Below are 23,265 nucleotides of genomic sequence, written 5' to 3' on the forward strand. Positions count from 1 at the left end.
AAAAATTCAGCTTTTGTACTTGGCTAATGAGCAGTTCTTCTATATAATTAGAAATGTTTTAGGTGGTCTGACCAGTAAAAGATCTTACAATTATCTAGAAAGAAGAAGGAGAGTGTCGTTGTGGCAACCACAAGAGAAGAAGCCTTACATATGCATCGTGTTAACCAAGGGAAACTGGAATCAAAAACAAAAGTCGCTGTTAGAAACGCTAAAGATTTAAGCTTGGCGTATTCTCCAGGGGTAGCTGAACCTTGTAAAGAGATTTTCGAAGATGTTGAAACAGTTTATGAGTATACGATGAAAGGCAACATGGTTGCTGTTGTTAGTAACGGGACAGCCGTACTAGGCCTTGGCAATATTGGTCCAGAAGCTTCTTTACCAGTAATGGAAGGAAAAGCTGTATTATTTAAATCATTCGCTGGGGTAGATGCATTTCCAATCTGCTTACGGACAAATGATGTTGAGAAAATTATTGAAACTGTTAAACTAATGGAGCCAACATTTGGCGGGGTCAATTTAGAAGATATTGCTGCACCAGAATGTTTTGAAATTGAAGAGAGACTAAAGAAAGAAACAAATATCCCAGTCTTTCATGATGATCAACATGGTACAGCGATTGTTACTTTAGCGGGTTTAATTAATGCACTAAAGATCTCTGGGAAAAAGTTATCTGAAATAAAAGTGGTTGCAAATGGAGCAGGTTCAGCTGGAATTGCAATCATTAAGCTTATGCAACGTATGGGTGTTCGTGACATCATTTTGTGTGACTCAAAGGGAGCTATTTTTGAAGGCCGCACGTACGGGATGAATGATATGAAAGCTGAGGTTGCAAAAAATACAAACCGTGACAGATTAGAAGGGAATTTAGCTGACGTTATTAAAGGTACGGATGTATTTGTTGGCGTTTCTGTTGCTGGTGCTTTAACAAAAGAAATGATCGAGAGCATGAATGATAATCCTATCATTTTTGCAATGGCTAATCCGGTTCCAGAAATTATGCCGGAAGAAGCAAAATTAGCAGGTGCAAGTGTAATAGGAACAGGTCGTTCAGATTTTCCAAATCAAGTCAACAACGTATTAGCGTTTCCTGGTATTTTCCGCGGTGCACTGGATGTAAGAGCTACGCATATTAACGAAGAGATGAAAGTTGCAGCTGTTTATGCTATTGCTGACTTAGTAGCTGAAGCAGATCTATCACCAGACTATGTTATTCCAGCTCCATTTGATCCACGTGTTGCACCAGCAGTTGCAGCAGCAGTTGCTAAAACAGCGATGGAAACAGGTGTTGCTAGAAAACAGGTTGATCCAGAAAAAATAGCAGAAAAAACAAGAAAACTTGCCATTATTGGGGATGAAAAATAAATAATATGTTTATAACTGAGGTGAGGGTGACAAATGTCATCGGAACAACCGAAAGTCTATTTAGAAGTCATTAAGCAAATCAATAATATTATTAATGAAGATCAATTGGCAAGTGGGGACAAGTTACCATCGGAAAGAGAATTGAGCGACCGTCTTGATGTCGGTCGCTCCTCTGTTCGTGAGGCGTTAAGAGCTCTTGAATTATTAGATTTAATAGAAACAAGACGTGGTGAAGGAACCTACATAAAAGCTTTTGGTAGCTATCGGCTTGTAGAAATTCTCTTATCATTTCTTCTTAAAGATGAAAATGCGAGGAAGGATTTGACGGAAACAAGACGAATAGTAGAGCTTGAAGCACTTAAATTAGCTTGCGAGCGGATTACCGATGAGGCTGTTAATCAATTGCAAAAGTTGGTTAACCAGGCGAAAGAAGAATGGGCCCATGGAGACTTACCAGTTGAAGAAGACTATTTATTTCATAAGACAATCGTTGAGGCTAGCCATAATCGGTTACTCCTTAATCTGTGGGTCTCACTTGTTGAATATAATAAAGTTGCGATTGAGCGCTCATTAAAAAGGGAAGGACGGATGCTTGTTTCCCTTAATGAGCATGAGGAAGTCTATCATGCTTTAAAAAGTCGTGATCAACAAAGAGCGACAGAGGCGATGAGACGCCATTTAGAAAATAGTCGTTTTTAGCTTGTACTATTTACGGAGACAGAACCATATCCTGAATTAATAGTTAGCTTAGGCGAATGAGGTGGAAAAATGCTTAAGGATTTTTTAAAGAAAAAGAAAAGATATGCAACAATCCCTTCAGAACGAGCGAAACAAGAAGTTCCAGAAGGACTTATGACAAAGTGTCCGTCATGTAGAACGATTATGTACACAAAAGAATTAAAGAAAAATTTATATGTTTGTGACTCGTGTGGACATCATCATCGAATGACTGCGTACGAGCGCTTTGATAGTTTGTTTGATGAAGGGACATTTGTGGAATTTGATAAAGATATGATCGGGGAAAACCCGCTTGATTTTCCAACGTATGAGGAAAAGTTAGAAGCAGACCGTAATAAAACGGATTTAAATGAGGCCATCGTTACTGGGAAAGGAACCATAAATGGTTACGGAGCAGTGATGGCTGTTATGGACTCTAGGTTCAGAATGGGAAGCATGGGTTCTGTAGTCGGAGAAAAAATTACAAGAGCTGTAGAGCAATCTATTGAAATGGGTGTTCCATTTATTCTCTTTTCTGCTTCAGGTGGAGCGAGAATGCAAGAAGGCGTCTTAAGTTTAATGCAAATGGCAAAGACAAGTGCCGCACTAGAGAAGCTAAGTCGTCAAGGAGGATTATTTATTTCAATTATGACTCATCCAACAACGGGAGGAGTCTCTGCAAGTTTTGCCTCTTTAGGAGATTATAATTTTGCTGAACCAAAAGCGTTAATCGGTTTTGCGGGTCGTCGCATTATCGAACAAACAATTCGTCAAGAGTTACCAGAAGACTTTCAGACAGCTGAATTTCTTTTGAAGCATGGTCAATTAGATCGTGTTGTGTCTCGTCTTGAAATGAAAGAATTACTAACAACAATATTGGATATTCATGCTTCATAAAGGAGGTGTCTTAGCATGGCAAGTGAATTGGGATTTGAGAAACCAATTGTAGAATTAAAAAATAAAATTTCTGAACTTCGAACATTTACGGAAGAAAAAGAAATTGATTTAACTGATGAAATAACAAAGCTTGAAAAGCGTTTACAACAACTTGAGCGTGATATATATGGAAACTTACAGCCATGGGAACGTGTTCAAATTGCTAGGCACAGTGATCGTCCTACGACTCTTGATTATATTGGAGAATTATTTACTGATTTTCTAGAAATGCATGGAGATCGCCTTTATGGTGATGACGCTGCTATTGTAGGTGGTATAGCGAAATATAAAGGGCGTCCTGTTACTGTAATTGGTCATCAGCGCGGGAAGGATACAAAAGAGAATATCCACCGTAATTTTGGGATGCCTCATCCAGAAGGATATCGAAAAGCACTTCGTTTGATGAAACAAGCAGAGAAGTTTAAAAGGCCAATCATTTGTTTTATTGATACAAAAGGTGCGTATCCAGGGAAAGCAGCGGAAGAAAGAGGACAAAGCGAGGCCATTGCTAGAAACTTATTGGAGATGGCAGGTTTAACGGTCCCTGTTGTTTGCATCGTAATTGGTGAAGGTGGAAGTGGAGGTGCTCTTGCACTTGGAGTAGGCAACCATTTACACATGCTTGAAAATTCAACCTATTCAGTCATTTCTCCCGAGGGGGCAGCTGCCTTGTTGTGGAAAGATGCTTCTCTTGCAAAAAAGGCTGCCGAATCAATGAAAATTACTGCTCCAGACTTAAAGGAACTCGGTATCATCGAGGAGATTGTTCGTGAAGTAAAGGGAGGAGCTCACAGAGACCTTGCAGCACAAAGCGAAGCTATTGATGCTGTCTTAACTGTATCTATTACGCAACTTTCTAAGTTGACAGAAGATGAGCTCGTTGAACAACGATATGAAAAATATAAAAAAATCGGACAATTTACGCATGTAAACGGTGCCATTGCTGTAGATAAAGGATAAGTGCTTTCGATTTTTGTGGAAGCACTTTTTGTGTTGGAATTAACTGTATTGTATTCAATTCGTTAAAGTGGTATTTTTAAAAATGGGAAATGCTTAAGTGCATAATTATATTGAGGCTAAAAGTACACATGCTATTAGCATTGAACTTTATAATATATTTTTATTACAGAGTTTGAGGAGGAGACGAAATGAAAAGAATAGGAGTATTAACAAGTGGTGGAGATTCTCCAGGAATGAACGCTGCTATACGTGCAGTTGTACGTAAAGCCATTTTTCATGGCTTAGAAGTGTACGGCATCTCTTACGGATACGCAGGGTTAATAAATGGAGAGATTAAGAAAATGGAATTAGGGTCTGTAGGTGATATTATCCACCGTGGGGGAACAGTACTATACACGGCTCGCTGTGAAGAATTCAAGACGCTAGAAGGTCAGAAAAAAGGAATTGAACAGTTGAAGAAGTTTGGGATTGAAGGACTTGTTGTTATCGGTGGAGATGGTTCGTACCGAGGCGCTCAGAAGTTAACTGAACACGGTTTTCCAACAATTGGTGTACCAGGAACGATTGATAATGACATTCCTGGAACGGATTTTACCATCGGGTTTGATACAGCCTTAAATACAGTTATTGATGCAATTGATAAAATCCGTGATACAGCTACATCACATGAACGTACATATGTAATCGAAGTTATGGGACGTCATGCAGGCGACCTTGCTCTATGGTCAGGTCTTGCAGATGGTGCGGAAACAATTATCGTTCCGGAAGCAGATTATGAAATGTCAGACATTATCGCCCGTTTAAAACGTGGACAAGAGCGTGGGAAAAAACATAGTATCATTATCGTTGCAGAAGGTGTAGGTAGCGGTTTTGACTTTGGAAATCGCATTAAAGAAGAAATCAATTTAGAAACGAGAGTTACAGTATTAGGGCATATTCAACGTGGAGGTTCACCTTCAGGATTTGACCGTGTTCTAGCCAGCAGGTTAGGTGCAAAAGCAGTAGACCTCCTTTTAGAAGGGAAAGCTGGAGTAACTGTTGGTATAGAGAAAAACGAGCTTGTTTATCATGATATAGATGAGGCATTAGCTCGTAAGCATTCAATCGATATGGAAATGTACAAGCTATCTCAACAATTGTCGATTTAAGGATTCATGATATTTAGACTAGTACCATACATCTGTGAGTAGTTTCCATAAACGGGTGTATGGTAATGATTCATGAGTAAATAAAAAATATATGAGCAAGTAGGAGGATACTATGCGTAAAACAAAAATTGTATGTACGATTGGTCCAGCAAGTGAGTCTATTGAAAAACTTGAGGCTTTAATTGAAGCAGGTATGAATGTAGCACGATTAAACTTTTCACACGGTGACTTTGAAGAACATGGTGCAAGAATTCGTAACATCCGCGAAGCTGCAGAGAAAACAGGGAAAACCGTTGCTATTTTGCTTGATACGAAAGGACCTGAAATTCGTACTCAAACGTTAGAAGGTGGCGTAGCGGATTTAGTTGCTGGTGATGAACTGATTGTGTCAATGACGGAAGTTGTTGGTAACAACAAGAAAATCTCTGTTACATATCCTGGCCTAATTAACGATGTTCAGCCTGGATCGAAAATTTTACTCGATGATGGTTTGATTGGACTTGAAGTAACAGAAATAGGTGATGGGCAACTTGTTACAAAAGTATTAAACAGTGGAACATTGAAAAACAAAAAAGGGGTAAATGTACCAAATGTAAGCGTTAATCTTCCAGGAATTACGGATAAGGATGCTGCTGATATTAAATTTGGTATTGAACAAGGAGTAGACTTTATTGCTGCTTCATTTGTTCGTAGAGCAACGGATGTTCTTGAAATTCGTGAGCTTCTAGAAAATAATGGTGGAGAAAAAATTCATATCATCCCTAAGATTGAAAATCAAGAAGGGGTAGACAACATTGATGAGATCTTAGAAGTTTCTGATGGCTTAATGGTAGCTCGAGGTGACCTTGGTGTAGAAATCCCTGCAGAAGAAGTTCCACTTGTTCAAAAGGTACTAATTAAAAAGTGTAATGCTGTTGCTAAACCAGTTATTACAGCGACTCAAATGCTTGATTCTATGCAACGTAACCCTAGACCAACTCGAGCAGAAGCAAGTGATGTTGCAAACGCAATTTTTGATGGAACAGACGCGATTATGCTTTCTGGTGAAACAGCAGCTGGTGATTATCCTGTTGAGTCTGTACAAACAATGCACAACATTGCAACTCGAACTGAACAAGCATTGAACTATGCTTCGATGCTTCGTAAGAAAACAAAAGAAGAAACGACTACAATTACGAGTGCAATTGGACAATCGGTTGCTCATACAGCTTTTAACTTATCTGCATCGGTGATTTTGTCTGCTACAGAAAGTGGACATACTGCACGTATTGTATCGAAGTATCGTCCCAAATCTCCAATTGTAGCAGTTGCGAGTGACCCTAAAGTAATTCGTAAATTAAACCTAGTTTGGGGCGTTACACCAATTCTAGGTAAGGAAGCTTCATCAACAGATGAAATGTTTGATTCGACAATTGGTACAGCGATCGAATCAGGAGCAATCAAACAAGGTGATCTTGTTGTTATTACAGCAGGTGTACCTGTAGGTGAGTCAGGTACAACGAATATTATGAAAGTTCATGTCATTGGTGAAGTGATTGCTAAGGGTCAAGGAATTGGACGTCGCTCAGCGGCTGGTCGTGTAGTCATTGCTCGTTCTGCTGAAGAAGCGAATGAAAAAACAAAACAAGGGTCCATCCTTGTTACGTATAGCACTGATAAAGATATGATCCCTGCTTTTGAAAAAGCAGCTGCTGTTATTACTGAAGAAGGTGGTTTAACTTCTCATGCAGCTGTTGTAGGTTTAAACTTAAGTACGCCTGTTATCGTAGGAGTTCAAGGTGCTCTAGAGCTATTTACAGACGGTGAAGAAATCACGGTAGATAGTGCTCGAGGCGACATTTACAGAGGTCACACAAGTGTACTATAATTTAAGGTGAGGAGAAGGGAATTCCCTTCTCCTCTTTACGTATAAAAGCTAATTTCGTCAATGATTGAATGGAATTAGGAAGGAGCAGAAAATGTTTCGATTATTATTGTTGTTAATTATTATTGTACCTGCCCTTGAAATTGCCGTTTTAATTTTATCTGGGAATGTCCTTGGGGTTTGGCCTACGATCTTGTTGATCATTGCTACAGGCGTACTAGGTGCTTGGCTTGCAAAAAAAGAAGGGTTACAAGCATTAAGACTTGCACAGCTTCAAACACAGCAAGGGCAATTGCCAAGTGCTGTCATTCTAGATGGAATTTGTATTTTAGTAGGTGGGGTTGTTTTATTAACTCCAGGGTTTATTACCGATGCTATTGGTTTCTTTTTATTGATCCCAGCAACTCGAACGATTGCTAAAGGCTTCTTATTAAAAATGTTTAACCAAATGATAAAAAATGGGAATTTCGTTATAATGACAAGAAGGTAATGGATCGATAGTTATTTTTGATAGAAAGTTAGAAAAGTAGCTGAATTAGCAATATTATGTTAAAATTAAATTGCTATGAAGTGCACTTGCAGTATCTGTAAGTGAGGAAGAAGGGGCGTTACTTGTTCTCACAAGCATCCGTTTTTATGTTGATTTTGTTACTTGTGGCTGTTGTCGCAAAAAACCAATCTTTAATTGTAGCTGTTCTATTTTTACTAGTTATCAAATGGATAGGACTGGGTGATAAATTATTCCCTCTTTTTCAGCAAAAGGGAATAAATATTGGAGTCACAATTATTACAATTGCGGTTTTAACGCCAATTGTCACAGGTGAAATAGGTTTTAAGCAATTAGGAGAAGCTGTTAAGTCGTCATATGCATGGATTGCACTAGGTGCAGGAATTTTAGTTGCTATTATTGCTGCGAGCGGTATTGATTTATTAAAAAATGATCCGCATATTACGACTGCGTTAGTCTTTGGTACGATTTTAGCTGTTGCTTTATTTAATGGGGTTGCAGTTGGACCACTAATTGGGGCAGGAATAGCTTATCTTGCAATGAAAATAGTTTATTTTTTCACTCATCTTGGAGGATGAGTGAAAGCTACCTTTAAAGAATCAGAATAATGGTACAGGTTAAGGTTTTAGAATTTATTAATTACTTTCCACGAAAACGTTCACAAAAGCGTAATAAATCGTTATAATGGAACTTGTGAGCATCCTTCTTACATAGCGTAGCTTTCTCTCTCCATAGGGAGTGTAAGCACTCACTAGTTAGAGGAAGTTTATGATATTAGAGAAAAGGAGAGGTTAACGTGAGTACAACTCGTGGTCTAGAAGGTATTGTAGCAACGCAATCAAGTGTTAGCTCCATCATTGAAAGTGTCCTTACTTACCAAGGATATGATATTGATGATTTAGCAGATAATGCGAGTTTTGAAGAGGTTATATACCTCCTTTGGAATGGGGCATTACCAAAAGAAAATGAACTTAGTCATTTTACTCAGGAGCTTGCCAACCATGCTGAAATACCAAAACAGATAATTGACCAAATGAAGGCATACCCAATTAACAAGGTTCACCCAATGGCTGCCCTTCGTACAGCGATTTCAAGTCTGGCATTATTTGATGAAGAAGCAGATGTAATGGATGAGGCTGCAAACCGTCGTAAGGCAATCAAGATTCAAGCACAAATCCCAACAATAGTGACAGCGTTTTCAAGAATACGCGAGGGATTAGAGCCAGTGGCTCCACGTAAGGATCTAGGTTTTGCTGCGAACTTTCTTTACATGTTAACTGGTAATGAGCCAGACGAAATTGCAGTGAATGCATTTAATAAAGCGTTAGTGCTACATGCTGACCATGAGTTAAATGCTTCAACGTTTACTGCACGTGTCTGTGTAGCAACTCTTTCTGATGTATACTCTGGTATTACAGCAGCAATTGGAGCTTTAAAAGGTCCGCTGCACGGTGGAGCTAATGAAGCCGTAATGAACATGTTATCTGAAATTGGAAGTGTGGAAAATGTGGAACCATATATCCGTAAGGCGTTAGATAACAAAGAAAAAATTATGGGCTTTGGTCACCGCGTTTATAAAGATGGAGATCCGCGTGCAAAGCATTTACGTGAGATGTCTAAGCGATTAACTGAAATAACAGGTGAGACAAAGTGGTACGAAATGTCAGCGAAGATAAATGAAATGGTAACGAGTGAAAAAGGGTTGCTACCGAATGTAGATTTCTATTCGGCCAGTGTCTATCATAGCTTAGGGATTAAGCATGATTTATTTACACCGATCTTTGCTGTAAGCCGTACATCTGGATGGTTAGCGCACATTTTAGAACAGTATAGCAATAACAGACTAATTCGTCCGCGTGCTGAATATATTGGGCCGAATAAACAAACCTATATTCCAATTGAACAGCGTTAATAGCGTACTCTGGGAGGCAGTTCCTCCCTGTACATAGATTGACATTTGGTAGAAAGAATAGCAACATAATAGAGGAAGTAATATTTTATACTTTTTTGAATAATTAGGAGGTAATTAAACATGTCAAACGGTCAAGTGATTAAAGTAAATAACGGAGTACTTGATGTACCAAACAACCCAATTGTACCTTACATTGAAGGAGATGGAATTGGTCCTGATATTTGGGCTGCTGCTTCTCGTGTATTAGATGCCGCAGTTGAGAAAGCATACAATGGTGAGAAGAAAATTGAGTGGAAAGAAATTCTTGCTGGTGAAAAAGCATATAATCAAACAGGTGAGTGGCTTCCGGAAGCAACATTAGATGCAGTACGTGAATATATGATTGCTATTAAAGGACCTTTAACTACACCAATTGGTGGCGGTATCCGCTCTTTAAACGTTGCACTACGTCAAGAGCTTGATTTATATGTTTGTCTTCGTCCAGTACGTTATTTCCAAGGGGTTCCTTCACCTGTAAAACGTCCGGAAGATACGGATATGGTTATCTTCCGTGAAAATTCAGAAGATATTTATGCTGGAATTGAGTATAAAGAAGGTTCTGATGAAGTGAAGAAGCTTATCGAGTTCTTACAAAATGAAATGGGTGTTAGCAAGATTCGTTTCCCTGAAACGTCTGGAATTGGTATTAAACCTGTATCTCAAGAAGGGACAGACCGACTAGTTCGTGCGGCGATTCAGTATGCTCTTGATGAAGGTCGTAAGAGTGTAACACTTGTACACAAAGGAAATATCATGAAGTTTACTGAAGGAGCATTCAAAAACTGGGGTTATGAAGTAGCTGAGCGCGAATTCGGAGACAAAGTATTTACATGGGCTCAATACGATAAAATCGTAGAAACAGAAGGCAAGGAAGCTGCAAACAAAGCTCAAGAAGAAGCAGAAGCTGCTGGAAAAATCATTGTAAAAGATTCTATTGCTGATATCTTCTTACAACAAATCTTAACACGTCCAAAAGAGTTTGATGTTGTAGCAACAATGAACTTAAATGGTGACTACATTTCTGATGCACTTGCAGCACAGGTTGGTGGAATTGGAATTGCCCCTGGAGCAAACATTAACTACGATTCAGGACATGCTATTTTTGAAGCTACTCATGGTACTGCGCCTAAATATGCTGGTCTTGATAAAGTAAACCCATCATCTGTACTTCTTTCAGGTGAGTTATTGCTTCGTCACTTAGGTTGGTTCGAAGCAGCAGATCTTATCATGGCTTCAATGGATAAAACAATTGCAAGTAAAGTGGTAACATATGACTTTGCACGTCTAATGGATGGAGCAACTGAAGTATCTTGCTCAGGATTTGCAGACGAATTAATTAAAAACCTTTAAGATATAAAACAAAAAGGGCGCTTTTCCCTTTTTGTTTTATATCGAAGCAATGAGCGGAGCCGCCGTAAAAGGTTTTAAGCCTTTTGAGCGGTCTTCTCAAAAGGCGCACGGCGAGAGAAGCCATTGCAAATGATGTACGCACGGTTCAGGCCAAAAGGGCGCTTTTCCCTTTTTGTTTTATATCGAAGCAATGAGCGGAGCCGCCGTTTTGGTGTGAGAAGTGTCTCACCCCTGCGAGAGAAGCCATTGCAAATGATGAACGCACTGTTTCGGCTAAAAAGGGTGCTTTTCCCTTTTGGGTTTAAATGAGCCGGATACAAAACTAAAAAAAACGGGGTGCATGACTATGGCAATTAAACGTAGAAAGATTTCCGTGATCGGTGGAGGTTTCACAGGAGCTACAACTGCTCTAATGGTTGCACAGAAAGAGTTAGGCGATGTTGTTCTTTTAGATATTCCTCAGATGGAAGGTCCAACAAAAGGAAAAGCATTAGATATGCTTGAATCAACACCAGTAGCTGGAATAGATTCCAATATCATTGGCACTTCTAACTACGAAGATACGAAAGATTCTGATGTAGTTGTCATAACTGCAGGGATTGCACGTAAGCCAGGCATGAGCCGTGATGATTTAGTTAACACAAATGCAGGTATAATGAAAGCAGTCACAAAAGAGGTAGTGAAATATTCTCCGAACTGCTATATTATCGTTTTAACAAATCCAGCAGATGCAATGACATATACGGTATTTAAGGAATCCGGATTCCCTAAAAATCGTGTCATTGGTCAATCTGGTGTACTAGATACAGCAAGATTCCGTACGTTTGTTGCTCAAGAACTTAACCTTTCTGTTGAAGATATTACTGGTTTTGTACTTGGTGGACATGGAGATGATATGGTACCACTTATTCGCTATTCGGCTGCAGGTGGAGTTCCACTTGAAAAGCTCATCCCAAAAGATCGCATAGATGCGATTGTTGAGCGTACTCGTAAAGGTGGCGGTGAAATCGTAGGTCTTCTTGGAAATGGAAGTGCATACTATGCACCCGCTGCATCTCTAACTCAGATGGTTGAGGCGATTATTAAAGATAAGAAACGTGTAATTCCTACAATTGCTTACTTAGAAGGTGAGTATGGTTATGAGGACCTATATGTAGGTGTTCCGACGATCTTAGGTGGAGATGGAATTGAAAGAATCATCGAACTAGATTTAACAGACGATGAGAAAGCAGCATTAGCTAAATCAGTTGAATCTGTTCGTAGTGTTATGGCGGCTTTACCGTCAACATAATTAATAAAGGGGGGTATTCTAAAGGTCAAACAGGGCCTTTGGGATACCTTTTTTTGTTTTTCTTGATAGCAATTATCCTATACTTTGCTATACTAATTATAGAAATAGAAAGAACCCATTAGGGGATATAGCAGGGTGAACCGTTACATTTACTCGTTTTTTGAAACGAGTTTGGGAGGATTAATATGTCACAGCGTTTGTTAATTGTCGATGATGAAGAATCAATTGTTACGTTATTAGAGTTTAACTTAGAGCAAGCGGGTTTTGATGTCACGACAGCAATGGATGGAGCAAAGGCTTTAGAATTGGCCACTACAGAATCATTTGATTTACTCGTTCTCGATTTAATGTTACCTGAAATGGATGGCTTAGATGTATGTAAGCAACTTAGACAAAATAAGGTAACAACTCCTATTTTAATGCTTACAGCAAAAGATGATGAATTCGATAAAGTATTAGGATTAGAACTTGGAGCAGACGATTATATGACGAAGCCGTTTAGCCCTCGTGAAGTGGTTGCGAGAGTTCGAGCTATCCTAAGAAGAGCACAACCTGTACTTTTAGAAACGGACACAAGTCAAGCTTCAACAGATAATGTTATTAAATTTGGAGAGGTGGAAATATATCCAGATAATTACGAGGTGTTTTTCAAAAATAATTCACTGGAATTAACACCTAAAGAATTTGAATTATTACTCTATTTAGCTAATCATAAAGGGCGTGTATTAACGAGAGATCAGTTATTGAACGCAGTTTGGAATTACGAATTTGTTGGTGATACAAGGATTGTGGATGTTCACATAAGTCACCTTCGTGAAAAAATTGAAGCAAATACAAAAAAGCCTACTTATATTAAAACCATCCGGGGACTTGGCTATAAATTGGAGGAGCCCCCAGTCAATGTATAAGTTAAGGTTCAAAATCATGTTAGCAGTTCTATCAATTACCTTGCTAGTATTGATTGGCATAGGGTTTGTGATAGGAAAGCTATATGAAGATTTCTACATTAATAATTTGACCGATCGAGTAGAGAAAGAAGCCAACTTAGCTGCATATACGCTTGCTGAATATGGTCTTGAGGAAGAAAATGCTCAAAAGAGGGCGTTGGAAATAGCGGAAATGCTTGACTCAAGAGTAACAATTATTCTTTTAGATGGTACTGTTATTGGTGAGTCTGCAACAGATCCTAAAACAATGGAGAATCATTTGCTAAGGCCTGAAATTGAAGCAATTGAAAATGAGGAAAGTGTCTCGTATATTCGATATAGTGAAACTGTACAAGATGAACTCCTATATTATGCTGTTCCTATTATAGATGAGAACGGGAACAAATTAGGATACATGCGTTTAGGGCTGTCTACAAGTACGTTAGCCGATATGACAGAAAAGATTTGGTTGATTTTAGGGATCAGTTTTACTGTCGCATTTATCATTATTGTAACTATTACGTATCGTGTGACAAATGAAATGATAGGACCGATTGAAAGTGCGACGGTCGTTGCTAATGAGTTAGCAGAAGGAAACTATAAGGCGAGAACGTCTGAAGGAAAGCGAGATGAGATTGGACAGTTATCAAGGTCTATTAATATTCTTGCTTTTAACTTAGAGAAACTAACTAAACGAGATCAAGCTCAAAAAGAACGTATGGAAACCTTGATTGACAATATGGGAAGTGGCTTAATTTTAATTAACACAAAAGGGGACATCTCCCTAATTAACCGAGCGTGTCAAGAAATCTTTGAAGAAAATACAGATCTTTGGCAAAATCAACTTTACCATGATGTGATTCAACATAAAGAACTTATAAAAATCGTACAAACCATATTTATGACTGAAAAAAAACAAAGAATGCAAATTCATTTCCCTGTACATTTAGAGGTACGTCACTTTGAAGTGTATGCAGCTCCGGTCATAAGTAATAGCGATAAGTTAAAGGGGATCGTCCTTGTGCTTCATGACATCACAGAGTTAAAGAAACTTGAACAAGTACGCACAGACTTTGTTGCTAATGTGTCGCATGAACTAAAAACTCCAGTTACTTCGATCAAAGGATTTACCGAAACACTTCTTGATGGGGCGATGAACACGGAGCCACTTCGAGAAAAGTTTTTAACGATTATTGCTAATGAAAGTGAGCGACTGCAAAGTTTGATTCAGGATTTACTTGATCTTTCAAGAATTGAACAAGCTTATTTTCAATTGAATTGGCAAAGAACGAATTTACAAGAAATTGTAAGTGAAGTGATTGAATTATTAAAAGATAAGGCGCGAGAAAAACAAATTGATTTACAGATGTTCGTTGAAGGAAATACGACACTTGAAGGAGATACGGAGCGTATAAAACAAATTGCTATAAATGTAATTAACAATGGTATTATGTACACTCCAGTTTCCGGATCGGTCAAAATTTCAATTAAAGGAAATGAAGAAACTATTACATTAGAGATCACTGATACAGGTGTTGGAATAAGTGAGAAGGATCTACCTAGAATCTTTGAACGATTTTATCGGGTAGATCGTGCGAGAAGCCGGAATTCTGGGGGGACCGGCCTGGGACTTGCTATTGTCAAACACTTAGTAGAAGCACACCAAGGCAAAATAATTGTAAATAGTTCGGTTGGGAAAGGAACTACTTTTACGATTACTTTTCATCGATTTCGAGCTGAGTAATTTGTAACAACAAAGTAATGGAATGATCCAAACAAAAAGTGTCATCGAGGGAATCGTCTCTTGATGACATTTTTTTTACGAAATATTTACATTTTATTAAAACAACCTTTACTAAATGTGGCTATAATCTAAGGGAACGGTTTTCATCACTGCTTGGCAAGCTATTACATCTTGCTAATAGTTCAACCCTTTGATTGACATGAGCGCCCCCCCTTTGTGCTCATGTCTTTTTTTATTGCCAATGATTATTAGTAGGTTTTCGGTAAAAAGACCCAAATAGCTTAAAATTTGTACTATAATGAAAAAGAGTGAGATTCTTTAAAAAATAAATGAAACCGATTTATTTAAAGAATCGTATAAAGAGTAGAAAAACAAGAACATCAAGGAAGGAATGATAAGATGACGGTAAAGCAATTACTGGTTGGCTTTGGATCTTGCGTTGGTGTCGCAATATTAGCCCTTTTTCTTGCTACAGGTTGGTACATAGTCGACGAATCGGAACAAGCAGCATTAATTACATTTGGAAAAGTAGATGAAACGATTACAGAGCCAGGTTTGAAATTTAAAATGCCATGGCCGATACAAAGAGTTGAGATTTTATCGAGAGGAACATATAACCTCCAAGTTGGCTATAAGGAAGAAGATGGAGAAGTGGTAGAATTCACTAGAGAAGCGAAAATGATTACGGGTGATGAAAACATTCTTTTTGCTGATTTAGCCGTTCAATGGCGAATAACAGATCCTGAGCAATATTTGTATAGCTCTGTTGATGCCAGAGAGGTTTTATATAATGCAACGTCATCTGCCTTACGTACAGTTATTGGGAGCACAACGATTGATGAAGTCCTGACGGATCAAAGACCTGAAGTAGAGGCGCGGGTTTTTGAAAATTTAATTGAGTTATTAGAAATCTATCAAATTGGTGTAAGTATTCAAGATGTAAAACTTCAAGATGTAGAACTTCCAACTGAAGATGTTCGTCGAGCTTTTATAGAAGTAACGGATGCTCGTGAGGAACGTCTGACAAAAATCAATGAAGCAACAAGATATCGTAACCAACAAATCAATGAAGTAGAAGGGGAAAAAGATGCGATTATCTCTCGTGCAGAGGGAACAAGAGCAGAACGGATCGAGCGGGCACGTGGGGACGTGGCAAGATTTGACGCTCTTTATAACGAGTATCTTGTTAATCCGGAAGTAACGAGGCAACGCCTTGTTCTAGAAACCCTTGAAAATGTGTTACCAGATACAGAGATTTATATTATGGACAGCAATAGTGATACGGTAAGTTACTTACCAATTAGACCACTAGAGCGGGGACAAAGTTCTGCTGAAGGGGGGAGTAACTAATGAGTGATGAGAATATCGTGGATTTAAATGAACGTCGTCCGAGTGATGAATGGAGAAAGTACGCAAAGCTTGGAGCGATCGGTATTATTTTAATTGCGCTTTTAGCAACGATCATTAGTAATCTTTTTATTGTAGAACAAGGGGAATATAAAGTAGTTCGTCAGTTTGGTGAAGTGGTCAGGATTGAAGATGAACCTGGGCTTAGTTATAAAATTCCATTTATCCAAACCGTTTCAACTTTGCCAAAATATCAATTAATTTATGATATCCCACCAGCTGAAATTAATACGAGAGATCAAAAACGGGTACTAGCCGATCATTATGCAGTATGGAGAATTGAAAATCCACAGCTAATGATCTCAAATACAGTCACACAGGAACGTGCGGAAGCCATTATGGGTGAGTTAATTTTCTCGGCAATTCGAGCAGAGTTAGGACAATTAGAGTTCGATGAGATTATTAATGAAGAAGAAACGTCCTCACGTGGTAGTTTCAATGAACTTGTACGTGATCGTGTCAATGAAGCGCTTGAGCGAAATCAATACGGGATTGTTTTAACAGACGTTCGAATGAAACGGACAGATCTTCCAGAAGAGAATGAAGAAGCTGTATATAGCCGGATGATTTCTGAGCGTCATGCTACAGCACAAGAATATTTATCACAAGGGGATGCGGAAGCGAACCGAATTCAATCGAACACAGACCGAGAAGTAACAGAAATCCTTGCAACTGCTAATGCCGATGCAAATGAAATTGTCGGGGAAGGGGAAGCCGAAGCGGCACGTATTTACAATGAATCATTCGGCCGTGACACAGAGTTCTATCAGTTGTATCGTACGCTTGAATCATATGAGCAGACAATTGGTGATGAAACAGTCATTGTTTTGCCGTCTAACTCTCCTTATGCTCGTATTTTGATGGGCTTTACAGAGTAATTGCTTCAAGGGAGTACCAAAAGTCAAAACCAGACTTTTGGTACTCCCTTTTTTCGTGTGCTACAATAACTATATGTAAAAACTGGTTTTTAAGAGAGGGGCATTTAGTTGAAAAAGCTCGTATTAATAGATGGAAATAGTATAGCTTATCGTGCTTTTTTTGCACTGCCATTATTGAATAATGATAAAGGTGTTTATACGAATGCAGTGTATGGTTTTACAACGATGTTATTAAAGATTATTGAAGAAGAGAAGCCGACGCATATGTTAGTAGCGTTTGATGCTGGCAAAACAACGTTTCGTCATAAAACGTTTGATGAATACAAGGGTGGGCGTCAAAAAACGCCACCAGAGTTATCGGAACAGTTTCACCTCGTAAGGGAAATGCTTGATGCTTTTAACATTTCTCGTTATGAAGTTGAGAATTATGAAGCTGATGATATCATCGGTACGCTTGCTAAAGAAGCATCAAACAAAGACTTTGAAGTGAAGGTATATTCTGGAGATAAGGATTTGCTTCAGCTCGTCTCTGATAAAGTGACAGTTGTATTAACAAAGAAGGGCATTACAAATGTTGAAGCATATGACGAAGCCCTTATCGCTGAAAAGTACGGGATTAGTCCGAAACAAATCATCGATATGAAAGGTCTTATGGGAGATAGCTCTGATAACATCCCTGGAGTTCCAGGTGTCGGTGAAAAGACGGCATTAAAGCTTTTGAAAGAATTCGGTTCAGTTGAAAAGGTACTTGATTCAATTGATCAAATCTCTGGGAAGAAAATGAAAGAAAAACTAGAAGAGAATCGTGAGCAAGCGTTAATGAGTAAAGAGCTTGCTACCATTTTTGTAGATGTTCCTTTTGAAACACAATTAGATGACCTTAGTTTTGGTGAGTATGAAAAGCAAAATGTAGTTAAATTAATGAAAGAACTAGAGTTTACATCGCTTGTTTCTAAATTTGATACAGACGGTGCTATGGAAGAAGAATTAGAAGATATTACATATGAAGTGTTAGATGAGGTAACTAAAGAGAACTTGACAAAAGAAGCAGCTCTTATCGTTGAAGTGCTAAGTGAAAACTATCATCAAGCAACTATTGAAGGGTTTGCACTTGTTAATGAAAAAGGTCGCTTTTTTATCAACACAGAACAAGCATTACATTCTCAAGCTTTTGTTGATTGGTTAAAAGATGATACGACAAAAATTACTGTATTTGATGCAAAACGAGCCGTCGTTGCTCTAGGTTGGAAAGGGGTACTTTTAAACGGGGTAACGTTTGATTTACAAATGGCTTCGTATTTACTAGATCCTTCATTGTCGTCTCATGAAATAAGTGATGTAGCTAAGCGTAAAGCAAGGGGACAAGTGCAGGAAGATGAAGTGGTTTATGGGAAAGGAGCGAAGCAAAAAGTTCCAGAACAAGCACAGCTCGCCGAACATTTAGTACGAAAAGCTGATGCGATGCATCAACTTCAACCTATTTTGGAACAAGAGTTAATAGAAAATGAACAAGAAAAGTTGTTCAGAGAGCTTGAAATGCCACTTTCCATTATCTTAGGACGTATGGAAACAACGGGTGTGAAAGTAGATAAGGAACAACTTGAGCAGATGGGGGAAGATTTAAATCGACGCTTGAAAGAATTGGAAGAGAAGATTCATGAACTTGCCGGTGGTTCATTTAATATCAATTCCCCTAAACAATTAGGAGAAGTATTGTTTGAAAAGTTAGGTCTTCCTCCAATTAAGAAAACAAAAACTGGATACTCAACTTCTGCAGATGTATTGGAAAAATTAGCTGAGGATCATGAAATTGTTGAACATATTTTGCACTACAGGCAGTTGGGAAAATTGAATTCAACATATATTGAAGGTTTATTAAAAGTAACAAAGGCCGAAACGAATAAAATTCATACTCGCTATAATCAAGCCTTAACACAGACTGGGCGCTTAAGTTCTACTGATCCAAACTTACAAAATATCCCGATACGATTGGAAGAAGGTCGTAAAATTCGAAAGGCTTTTATCCCGTCAGAGACAGGATGGAAAATACTAGCAGCTGATTATTCCCAAATTGAATTACGGGTACTAGCTCATATTTCTGGTGATGAAAAGTTAATAGAAGCCTTTTTGTCTGACATGGACATCCATACGAAAACGGCGATGGATGTGTTCCATGTAAATGAAGAAGAAGTTACGGCGAATATGCGTAGAAGTGCCAAAGCAGTTAATTTTGGGATCGTGTACGGAATAAGTGATTTTGGTTTATCACAAAGTCTTGGAATTACGAGAAAAGAGGCCGGGCAATTTATTGACCGTTATCTAGCGAGTTATCCAAAAGTAAAAGAATATATGGATAACACGATTGAAGAAGCTCGGGAAAAAGGGTATGTGTCTACCTTATTGCAACGTAGACGCTACTTAGCTGACATTACAAGTCGCAATTTTAATAAACGGAGTTTCGCTGAGCGAACGGCGATGAATACACCAATTCAAGGAACAGCCGCTGATATTATAAAAAGGGCAATGGTCGATATGGCCGAGCGCCTTGAAGCAGAAAATTTACAAAGTCATATGCTTTTACAAGTTCATGATGAATTGATTTTTGAAGTGCCTGAGAATGAGATGGAAATCATGATGAAGCTAGTACCAGAAGTGATGGAGCAAACGGTTAATTTAGATGTTCCTCTTAAGGCGGATGTCTCTTATGGTGAAACCTGGTATGATGCGAAATAAGGAGAGAACATGGTATGCCTGAATTACCTGAGGTAGAAACGGTAAGTCGAACCTTGCGTCAATTGGTCATTGGAAAAACCATTGCAAGAGTTGATGTATTGTGGGCAAATATAATAAAAAAGCCTGATGATGTGGAACAATTTAAGCTTCACTTAATAGGGCAAACGATCCATGAAGTCAATCGACGAGGGAAATTCTTGTTGTTTGTGCTAGATGATATAACGATGGTTTCACATCTACGTATGGAGGGGCGTTATGGTCTATTTCAAAAAGAAGAAGAGCTAACGCCGCATACCCACGTAATTTTCTCTTTCACAGATGGAACACAGTTGCGCTATCAAGATGTACGCAAATTTGGGACGATGCATATTTTTGAAAAAGGAACGGAAGAGAAAACAATGCCGTTGTCTCTTTTAGGAGTTGAGCCTTTTTCTCCGGAATTTACCATAGAGCTAATGGAACGTTCCTTTAAGAACACGACGAGAAATATTAAAGTCGTTTTATTAGACCAGAAAACAGTCGCTGGTCTTGGAAATATCTATGTCGATGAAGCTTTGTTTAAAGCAGGAATTCATCCTGAACGTCAGGCTTCTTCTCTTTCAAATACTGAACTAACACGTTTGCATGATGCTATTATTACGACGTTACAAGAAGCTGTTGATTTAGGAGGCAGTTCAATTAAATCATATGTAAATGGACAAGGTGAGATGGGAATGTTTCAACAACAACTTACTGTATATGGACGTAAAGGAGAACCATGTGTGCAATGCGGGGCAGAAATTACGAAGAAAGTTGTTGGTGGTCGAGGTACGCACTTCTGCATAAACTGTCAAAAATAAAGTACCATTGGATAGGCTCTTGCCATATACTATCGTATGTTTGAAATGGAAGGGGCTTATCAATATGGTTGAGATTCTCTCCTTATTAGCTATTGCTCTGGCTGTAAGTCTTGATAGCTTTGGAGTTGGTTTAACATACGGACTCCGAAAAATGAAGTTGCCTTGGAAGTCACTCCTTTTTATCGCGGGTTGTTCAGCAACCTCCATTTTAATTGCCATGTTTTTTGGGACAGTGATACAGACGTATTTGTCCCCCCGTGTTGCTGAATCGATTGGTGGAGCTATTTTAATTTTGATTGGTGCTTGGGCATTGTACCAAGTATACAGACCCGCTACAAATACAGTGAAGACAAAAGGTGACGAAGTAATACTTAATTTTGAAATTAAAGTATTAGGTGTAGTCATCCGTATCTTACGTAAGCCAATGGTAGCAGACTTCGACAATTCGGGGACCATTACGGGAAGAGAGGCATTGCTGCTCGGGATTGCTCTTTCTCTAGATGCATTTGGTGCCGGAATAGGAGCTGCTTTAATTGGTTTTTCACCAGTTTGGATGGCAATTGCTGTAGCAACAATGAGTGCTTTATTTGTTACATTGGGTATGAAAAGCGGCAATCGTTTTGCTGACTCTGCCTGGATGAAAAAATTCTCATTTATCCCTGGTCTTTTACTTATTTTAATTGGGGTATTCAGCCTATAGGAGTTTAATGTCAACTGTTATGTTCCCTCTAATATGTATCTTTTGGAGCGAACGAGTTTGAAGGAGAGTTGTTGAATGTTAATCGGGTTAACTGGGGGGATTGCTAGCGGGAAGTCAACTGTAAGTGAGATCATACAGTCAAAAGGCATCCCTGTCATTGATGCAGATCAAATTTCTCGTGAAGTTGTAGAGCCTGGAACGGAGGCTCTACAATTAATTAGCGAGCATTTTGGACAAAGTGTTATAAATGAAGACGGTACGTTGGCTAGGAAGAAGCTCGGGGAAATAATATTTGAGCATCCAGAAGAACGTCAAATATTGAATAAAATTGTTCATCCAGCTGTACGGAACCGTATGAATGAATTAAAGGAGAGGTATGTTGAAGAAGGTGAAAAAACCATTGTCTTCGATATTCCACTCTTATTTGAAAGCGATTTGTTTCATTTAGTAGATAAAGTATTGCTTGTCTATGTAGATGAAGAGACTCAGTTAAAGAGATTGATGAACCGAGATTTGGCTGGAGAAAAAGATGCTAAGCTTAGGATTGCTTCACAAATGCCATTACAAAAGAAGCGAGAACGAGCAGATGCAATCATTGATAATTCCTCTACTGTGGAAGAAACAAGACGGCAATTAGAGGAAATTTTAGACGAATGGATAGTGTCTTGAACGAGGCTGACACAAAGGTCAAAGAACGACCTTTGTGTCAGCCTTTTTTTAAATTTTTATACATTTAATAATGTCCTTTAAGATTTAATGTGTTATACTAATTTTGAGATAAATAGCGTAGAGTATAACCTTATTATAAGGAGGAGTTATTCTAATGAAAAAGAAAGTGGCGATAAATGGCTTTGGTCGTATAGGGAGAATGGTATTTAGAAAGGCAATGAACGAGAAAAAAGTAGAGATTGTAGCGATAAATGCTAGTTATCCTGCAGAAACGTTAGCTCATCTAATAAAGTATGACACGATTCATGGTAAATATAACTTATCAGTAGAAGCAAAAGAAAATGCATTAGTCGTAGATGGAAAAGAAATAAAGCTTTTGCAATCACGTGATCCAAGAGATCTACCATGGGCAAAGCTTGGAGTTGATATTGTTATCGAGGCAACAGGAAAGTTTAAATCACAAGAGACTGCTGGTTATCATTTAGAAGCAGGAGCGAAAAAAGTGTTAATTACAGCCCCGGGAAAAGATGAAGATATCACCATTGTAATGGGGGTAAATGAACGCGAGTACATCAATGAAGAACATCATATTATTTCTAATGCGTCATGTACGACAAATTGCTTGGCTCCGGTTGCCAAAGTTCTTGATGAGGAGTTTGGAATTGAAAGTGGGCTTATGACAACGGTTCATGCGTATACAAATGACCAAAAGAATATTGACAATCCACATAAAGATTTAAGAAGGGCGAGAGCGTGCGGGCAATCAATTATTCCTACATCGACAGGGGCAGCAAAAGCAATTGCTAAGGTTCTTCCTCAACTAGAAGGGAAATTAAATGGAATGGCGCTACGTGTGCCTACTCCAAACGTTTCACTTGTCGACTTAGTTGTAAATGTAGAGAAGGATGTAACTGTTGAAGAAGTGAATCATGCACTTGAAACAGCATCTAAAAGCTCATTAAAAGGAATATTAGGGTTTACAAATGACCCACTTGTTTCGGTAGACTTTAATGGGGATGAGCAATCATCTATTATTGATGGCTTATCAACAATGGTTATGAATGGCAGACAAATAAAAGTTCTTGCTTGGTATGATAATGAGTGGGGATATTCATGTCGCGTTGTTGACTTGATGAATCTTGTTGCACAAAAATTAAATCAAACAAGTCAAATTCACTCAGCTTCGTAAATATTGGTAAAAAAAGATACCTTAAGAGGGGATAATAACCTGATTAAGGTATCTTTTTAGAGTTAAACGATTAGCAGTAAAATGAAAGGGAAT

20 protein-coding genes are annotated in these 23,265 nt (G+C 38.5%); all 20 read left to right on the plus strand.

Features of this window, described 5'->3' with window-relative positions; genetic code table 11:
* Positions 1 to 150: 150 nt before the first annotated feature.
* The gene (gene ystJ / locus SAY88_RS02600; protein WP_332629376.1) at positions 151 to 1,362 is read left to right on the plus strand and encodes an NADP-dependent malic enzyme; all 1,212 of its coding nucleotides are present in this window, start codon (positions 151 to 153) and stop codon (positions 1,360 to 1,362) included.
* 33 nt (positions 1,363 to 1,395) lie between these two features.
* Positions 1,396 to 2,061, plus strand: a complete 666-nt coding sequence (locus tag SAY88_RS02605; protein WP_332629076.1) for a FadR/GntR family transcriptional regulator — start codon at positions 1,396 to 1,398, stop codon at positions 2,059 to 2,061.
* Between the two features lie 69 nt (positions 2,062 to 2,130).
* Positions 2,131 to 2,976, plus strand: coding sequence for an acetyl-CoA carboxylase, carboxyltransferase subunit beta (gene accD / locus SAY88_RS02610; RefSeq protein WP_332629077.1), 846 nt, complete (start codon positions 2,131 to 2,133; stop codon positions 2,974 to 2,976).
* Between the two features lie 15 nt (positions 2,977 to 2,991).
* Positions 2,992 to 3,975, plus strand: coding sequence for an acetyl-CoA carboxylase carboxyl transferase subunit alpha (accA, locus tag SAY88_RS02615; protein WP_332629078.1), 984 nt, complete (start codon positions 2,992 to 2,994; stop codon positions 3,973 to 3,975).
* A 188-nt stretch (positions 3,976 to 4,163) separates the two neighbouring features.
* Complete coding sequence (gene pfkA, locus SAY88_RS02620; protein WP_332629080.1) at positions 4,164 to 5,123, plus strand: 6-phosphofructokinase; 960 nt, start codon at positions 4,164 to 4,166, stop codon at positions 5,121 to 5,123.
* A gap of 112 nt (positions 5,124 to 5,235) precedes the next feature.
* Positions 5,236 to 6,990 (plus strand): pyruvate kinase, encoded by a 1,755-nt coding sequence (gene pyk / locus SAY88_RS02625; RefSeq protein WP_332629082.1) that lies wholly within the window; start codon positions 5,236 to 5,238, stop codon positions 6,988 to 6,990.
* A 91-nt stretch (positions 6,991 to 7,081) separates the two neighbouring features.
* The gene (locus SAY88_RS02630) at positions 7,082 to 7,477 is read left to right on the plus strand and encodes an FxsA family protein (protein WP_332629084.1); all 396 of its coding nucleotides are present in this window, start codon (positions 7,082 to 7,084) and stop codon (positions 7,475 to 7,477) included.
* A 122-nt stretch (positions 7,478 to 7,599) separates the two neighbouring features.
* On the plus strand, positions 7,600 to 8,073 hold the full coding sequence (locus tag SAY88_RS02635) for a DUF441 domain-containing protein (protein WP_332629085.1): 474 nt from the start codon (positions 7,600 to 7,602) through the stop codon (positions 8,071 to 8,073).
* Positions 8,074 to 8,291: 218 nt separating this feature from the next.
* Positions 8,292 to 9,407 (plus strand): citrate synthase, encoded by a 1,116-nt coding sequence (gene citZ / locus SAY88_RS02640; protein WP_332629087.1) that lies wholly within the window; start codon positions 8,292 to 8,294, stop codon positions 9,405 to 9,407.
* A gap of 120 nt (positions 9,408 to 9,527) precedes the next feature.
* Positions 9,528 to 10,796 (plus strand): NADP-dependent isocitrate dehydrogenase, encoded by a 1,269-nt coding sequence (icd, locus tag SAY88_RS02645; protein ID WP_332629088.1) that lies wholly within the window; start codon positions 9,528 to 9,530, stop codon positions 10,794 to 10,796.
* A 346-nt stretch (positions 10,797 to 11,142) separates the two neighbouring features.
* The gene (mdh, locus tag SAY88_RS02650) at positions 11,143 to 12,087 is read left to right on the plus strand and encodes a malate dehydrogenase (protein ID WP_250096671.1); all 945 of its coding nucleotides are present in this window, start codon (positions 11,143 to 11,145) and stop codon (positions 12,085 to 12,087) included.
* Positions 12,088 to 12,272: 185 nt separating this feature from the next.
* Positions 12,273 to 12,995, plus strand: coding sequence for a response regulator transcription factor (locus tag SAY88_RS02655; RefSeq protein ID WP_332629090.1), 723 nt, complete (start codon positions 12,273 to 12,275; stop codon positions 12,993 to 12,995).
* Complete coding sequence (pnpS, locus tag SAY88_RS02660) at positions 12,988 to 14,757, plus strand: two-component system histidine kinase PnpS (RefSeq protein ID WP_332629091.1); 1,770 nt, start codon at positions 12,988 to 12,990, stop codon at positions 14,755 to 14,757. The genes SAY88_RS02655 and pnpS overlap by 8 nt, the downstream gene beginning before the upstream one ends.
* A gap of 399 nt (positions 14,758 to 15,156) precedes the next feature.
* The gene (gene hflK / locus SAY88_RS02665; protein ID WP_332629092.1) at positions 15,157 to 16,107 is read left to right on the plus strand and encodes an FtsH protease activity modulator HflK; all 951 of its coding nucleotides are present in this window, start codon (positions 15,157 to 15,159) and stop codon (positions 16,105 to 16,107) included.
* Positions 16,107 to 17,042, plus strand: a complete 936-nt coding sequence (gene hflC / locus SAY88_RS02670; protein WP_332629093.1) for a protease modulator HflC — start codon at positions 16,107 to 16,109, stop codon at positions 17,040 to 17,042. The genes hflK and hflC overlap by 1 nt, the downstream gene beginning before the upstream one ends.
* 108 nt (positions 17,043 to 17,150) lie before the next feature.
* A complete protein-coding gene (polA, locus tag SAY88_RS02675; RefSeq protein ID WP_332629096.1) occupies positions 17,151 to 19,775 on the plus strand; it encodes a DNA polymerase I in 2,625 nt (874 codons plus the stop codon).
* Between the two features lie 14 nt (positions 19,776 to 19,789).
* Positions 19,790 to 20,614, plus strand: coding sequence for a DNA-formamidopyrimidine glycosylase (mutM, locus tag SAY88_RS02680; protein WP_332629098.1), 825 nt, complete (start codon positions 19,790 to 19,792; stop codon positions 20,612 to 20,614).
* Positions 20,615 to 20,678: 64 nt separating this feature from the next.
* Positions 20,679 to 21,314 carry a sporulation membrane protein YtaF gene (gene ytaF, locus SAY88_RS02685; protein WP_332629100.1) on the plus strand — a complete coding sequence of 212 codons (636 nt, stop codon included), beginning with the start codon at positions 20,679 to 20,681 and terminating at the stop codon, positions 21,312 to 21,314.
* A gap of 75 nt (positions 21,315 to 21,389) precedes the next feature.
* The gene (gene coaE, locus SAY88_RS02690) at positions 21,390 to 21,983 is read left to right on the plus strand and encodes a dephospho-CoA kinase (RefSeq protein ID WP_332629101.1); all 594 of its coding nucleotides are present in this window, start codon (positions 21,390 to 21,392) and stop codon (positions 21,981 to 21,983) included.
* A 154-nt stretch (positions 21,984 to 22,137) separates the two neighbouring features.
* Positions 22,138 to 23,172 carry a glyceraldehyde-3-phosphate dehydrogenase gene (locus SAY88_RS02695; protein ID WP_332629103.1) on the plus strand — a complete coding sequence of 345 codons (1,035 nt, stop codon included), beginning with the start codon at positions 22,138 to 22,140 and terminating at the stop codon, positions 23,170 to 23,172.
* Positions 23,173 to 23,265: the final 93 nt, after the last annotated feature.

Origin of the sequence: Halalkalibacter flavus (assembly GCF_036663575.1) — a bacterium.
Taxonomy (GTDB): Bacteria; Bacillota; Bacilli; order Bacillales; family Bacillaceae_D; genus Halalkalibacter; species Halalkalibacter flavus.

Excerpts from the sequence above, each read along its gene's own strand:
- ytaF (WP_332629100.1), top strand. The coding sequence starts at position 20,679 with ATGGTTGAGATTCTCTCCTTATTAGCTATTGCTCTGGCTGTAAGTCTT.
- mutM (WP_332629098.1), top strand. The coding sequence starts at position 19,790 with ATGCCTGAATTACCTGAGGTAGAAACGGTAAGTCGAACCTTGCGTCAA.
- accA (WP_332629078.1), top strand. The coding sequence starts at position 2,992 with ATGGCAAGTGAATTGGGATTTGAGAAACCAATTGTAGAATTAAAAAAT.
- SAY88_RS02695 (WP_332629103.1), top strand. The coding sequence starts at position 22,138 with ATGAAAAAGAAAGTGGCGATAAATGGCTTTGGTCGTATAGGGAGAATG.
- SAY88_RS02655 (WP_332629090.1), top strand. The coding sequence starts at position 12,273 with ATGTCACAGCGTTTGTTAATTGTCGATGATGAAGAATCAATTGTTACG.
- coaE (WP_332629101.1), top strand. The coding sequence starts at position 21,390 with ATGTTAATCGGGTTAACTGGGGGGATTGCTAGCGGGAAGTCAACTGTA.
- ystJ (WP_332629376.1), top strand. The coding sequence starts at position 151 with ATGCATCGTGTTAACCAAGGGAAACTGGAATCAAAAACAAAAGTCGCT.
- accD (WP_332629077.1), top strand. The coding sequence starts at position 2,131 with ATGCTTAAGGATTTTTTAAAGAAAAAGAAAAGATATGCAACAATCCCT.
- pnpS (WP_332629091.1), top strand. The coding sequence starts at position 12,988 with ATGTATAAGTTAAGGTTCAAAATCATGTTAGCAGTTCTATCAATTACC.
- SAY88_RS02605 (WP_332629076.1), top strand. The coding sequence starts at position 1,396 with ATGTCATCGGAACAACCGAAAGTCTATTTAGAAGTCATTAAGCAAATC.
- pyk (WP_332629082.1), top strand. The coding sequence starts at position 5,236 with ATGCGTAAAACAAAAATTGTATGTACGATTGGTCCAGCAAGTGAGTCT.
- mdh (WP_250096671.1), top strand. The coding sequence starts at position 11,143 with ATGGCAATTAAACGTAGAAAGATTTCCGTGATCGGTGGAGGTTTCACA.
- icd (WP_332629088.1), top strand. The coding sequence starts at position 9,528 with ATGTCAAACGGTCAAGTGATTAAAGTAAATAACGGAGTACTTGATGTA.
- SAY88_RS02630 (WP_332629084.1), top strand. The coding sequence starts at position 7,082 with ATGTTTCGATTATTATTGTTGTTAATTATTATTGTACCTGCCCTTGAA.
- pfkA (WP_332629080.1), top strand. The coding sequence starts at position 4,164 with ATGAAAAGAATAGGAGTATTAACAAGTGGTGGAGATTCTCCAGGAATG.
- hflK (WP_332629092.1), top strand. The coding sequence starts at position 15,157 with ATGACGGTAAAGCAATTACTGGTTGGCTTTGGATCTTGCGTTGGTGTC.
- hflC (WP_332629093.1), top strand. The coding sequence starts at position 16,107 with ATGAGTGATGAGAATATCGTGGATTTAAATGAACGTCGTCCGAGTGAT.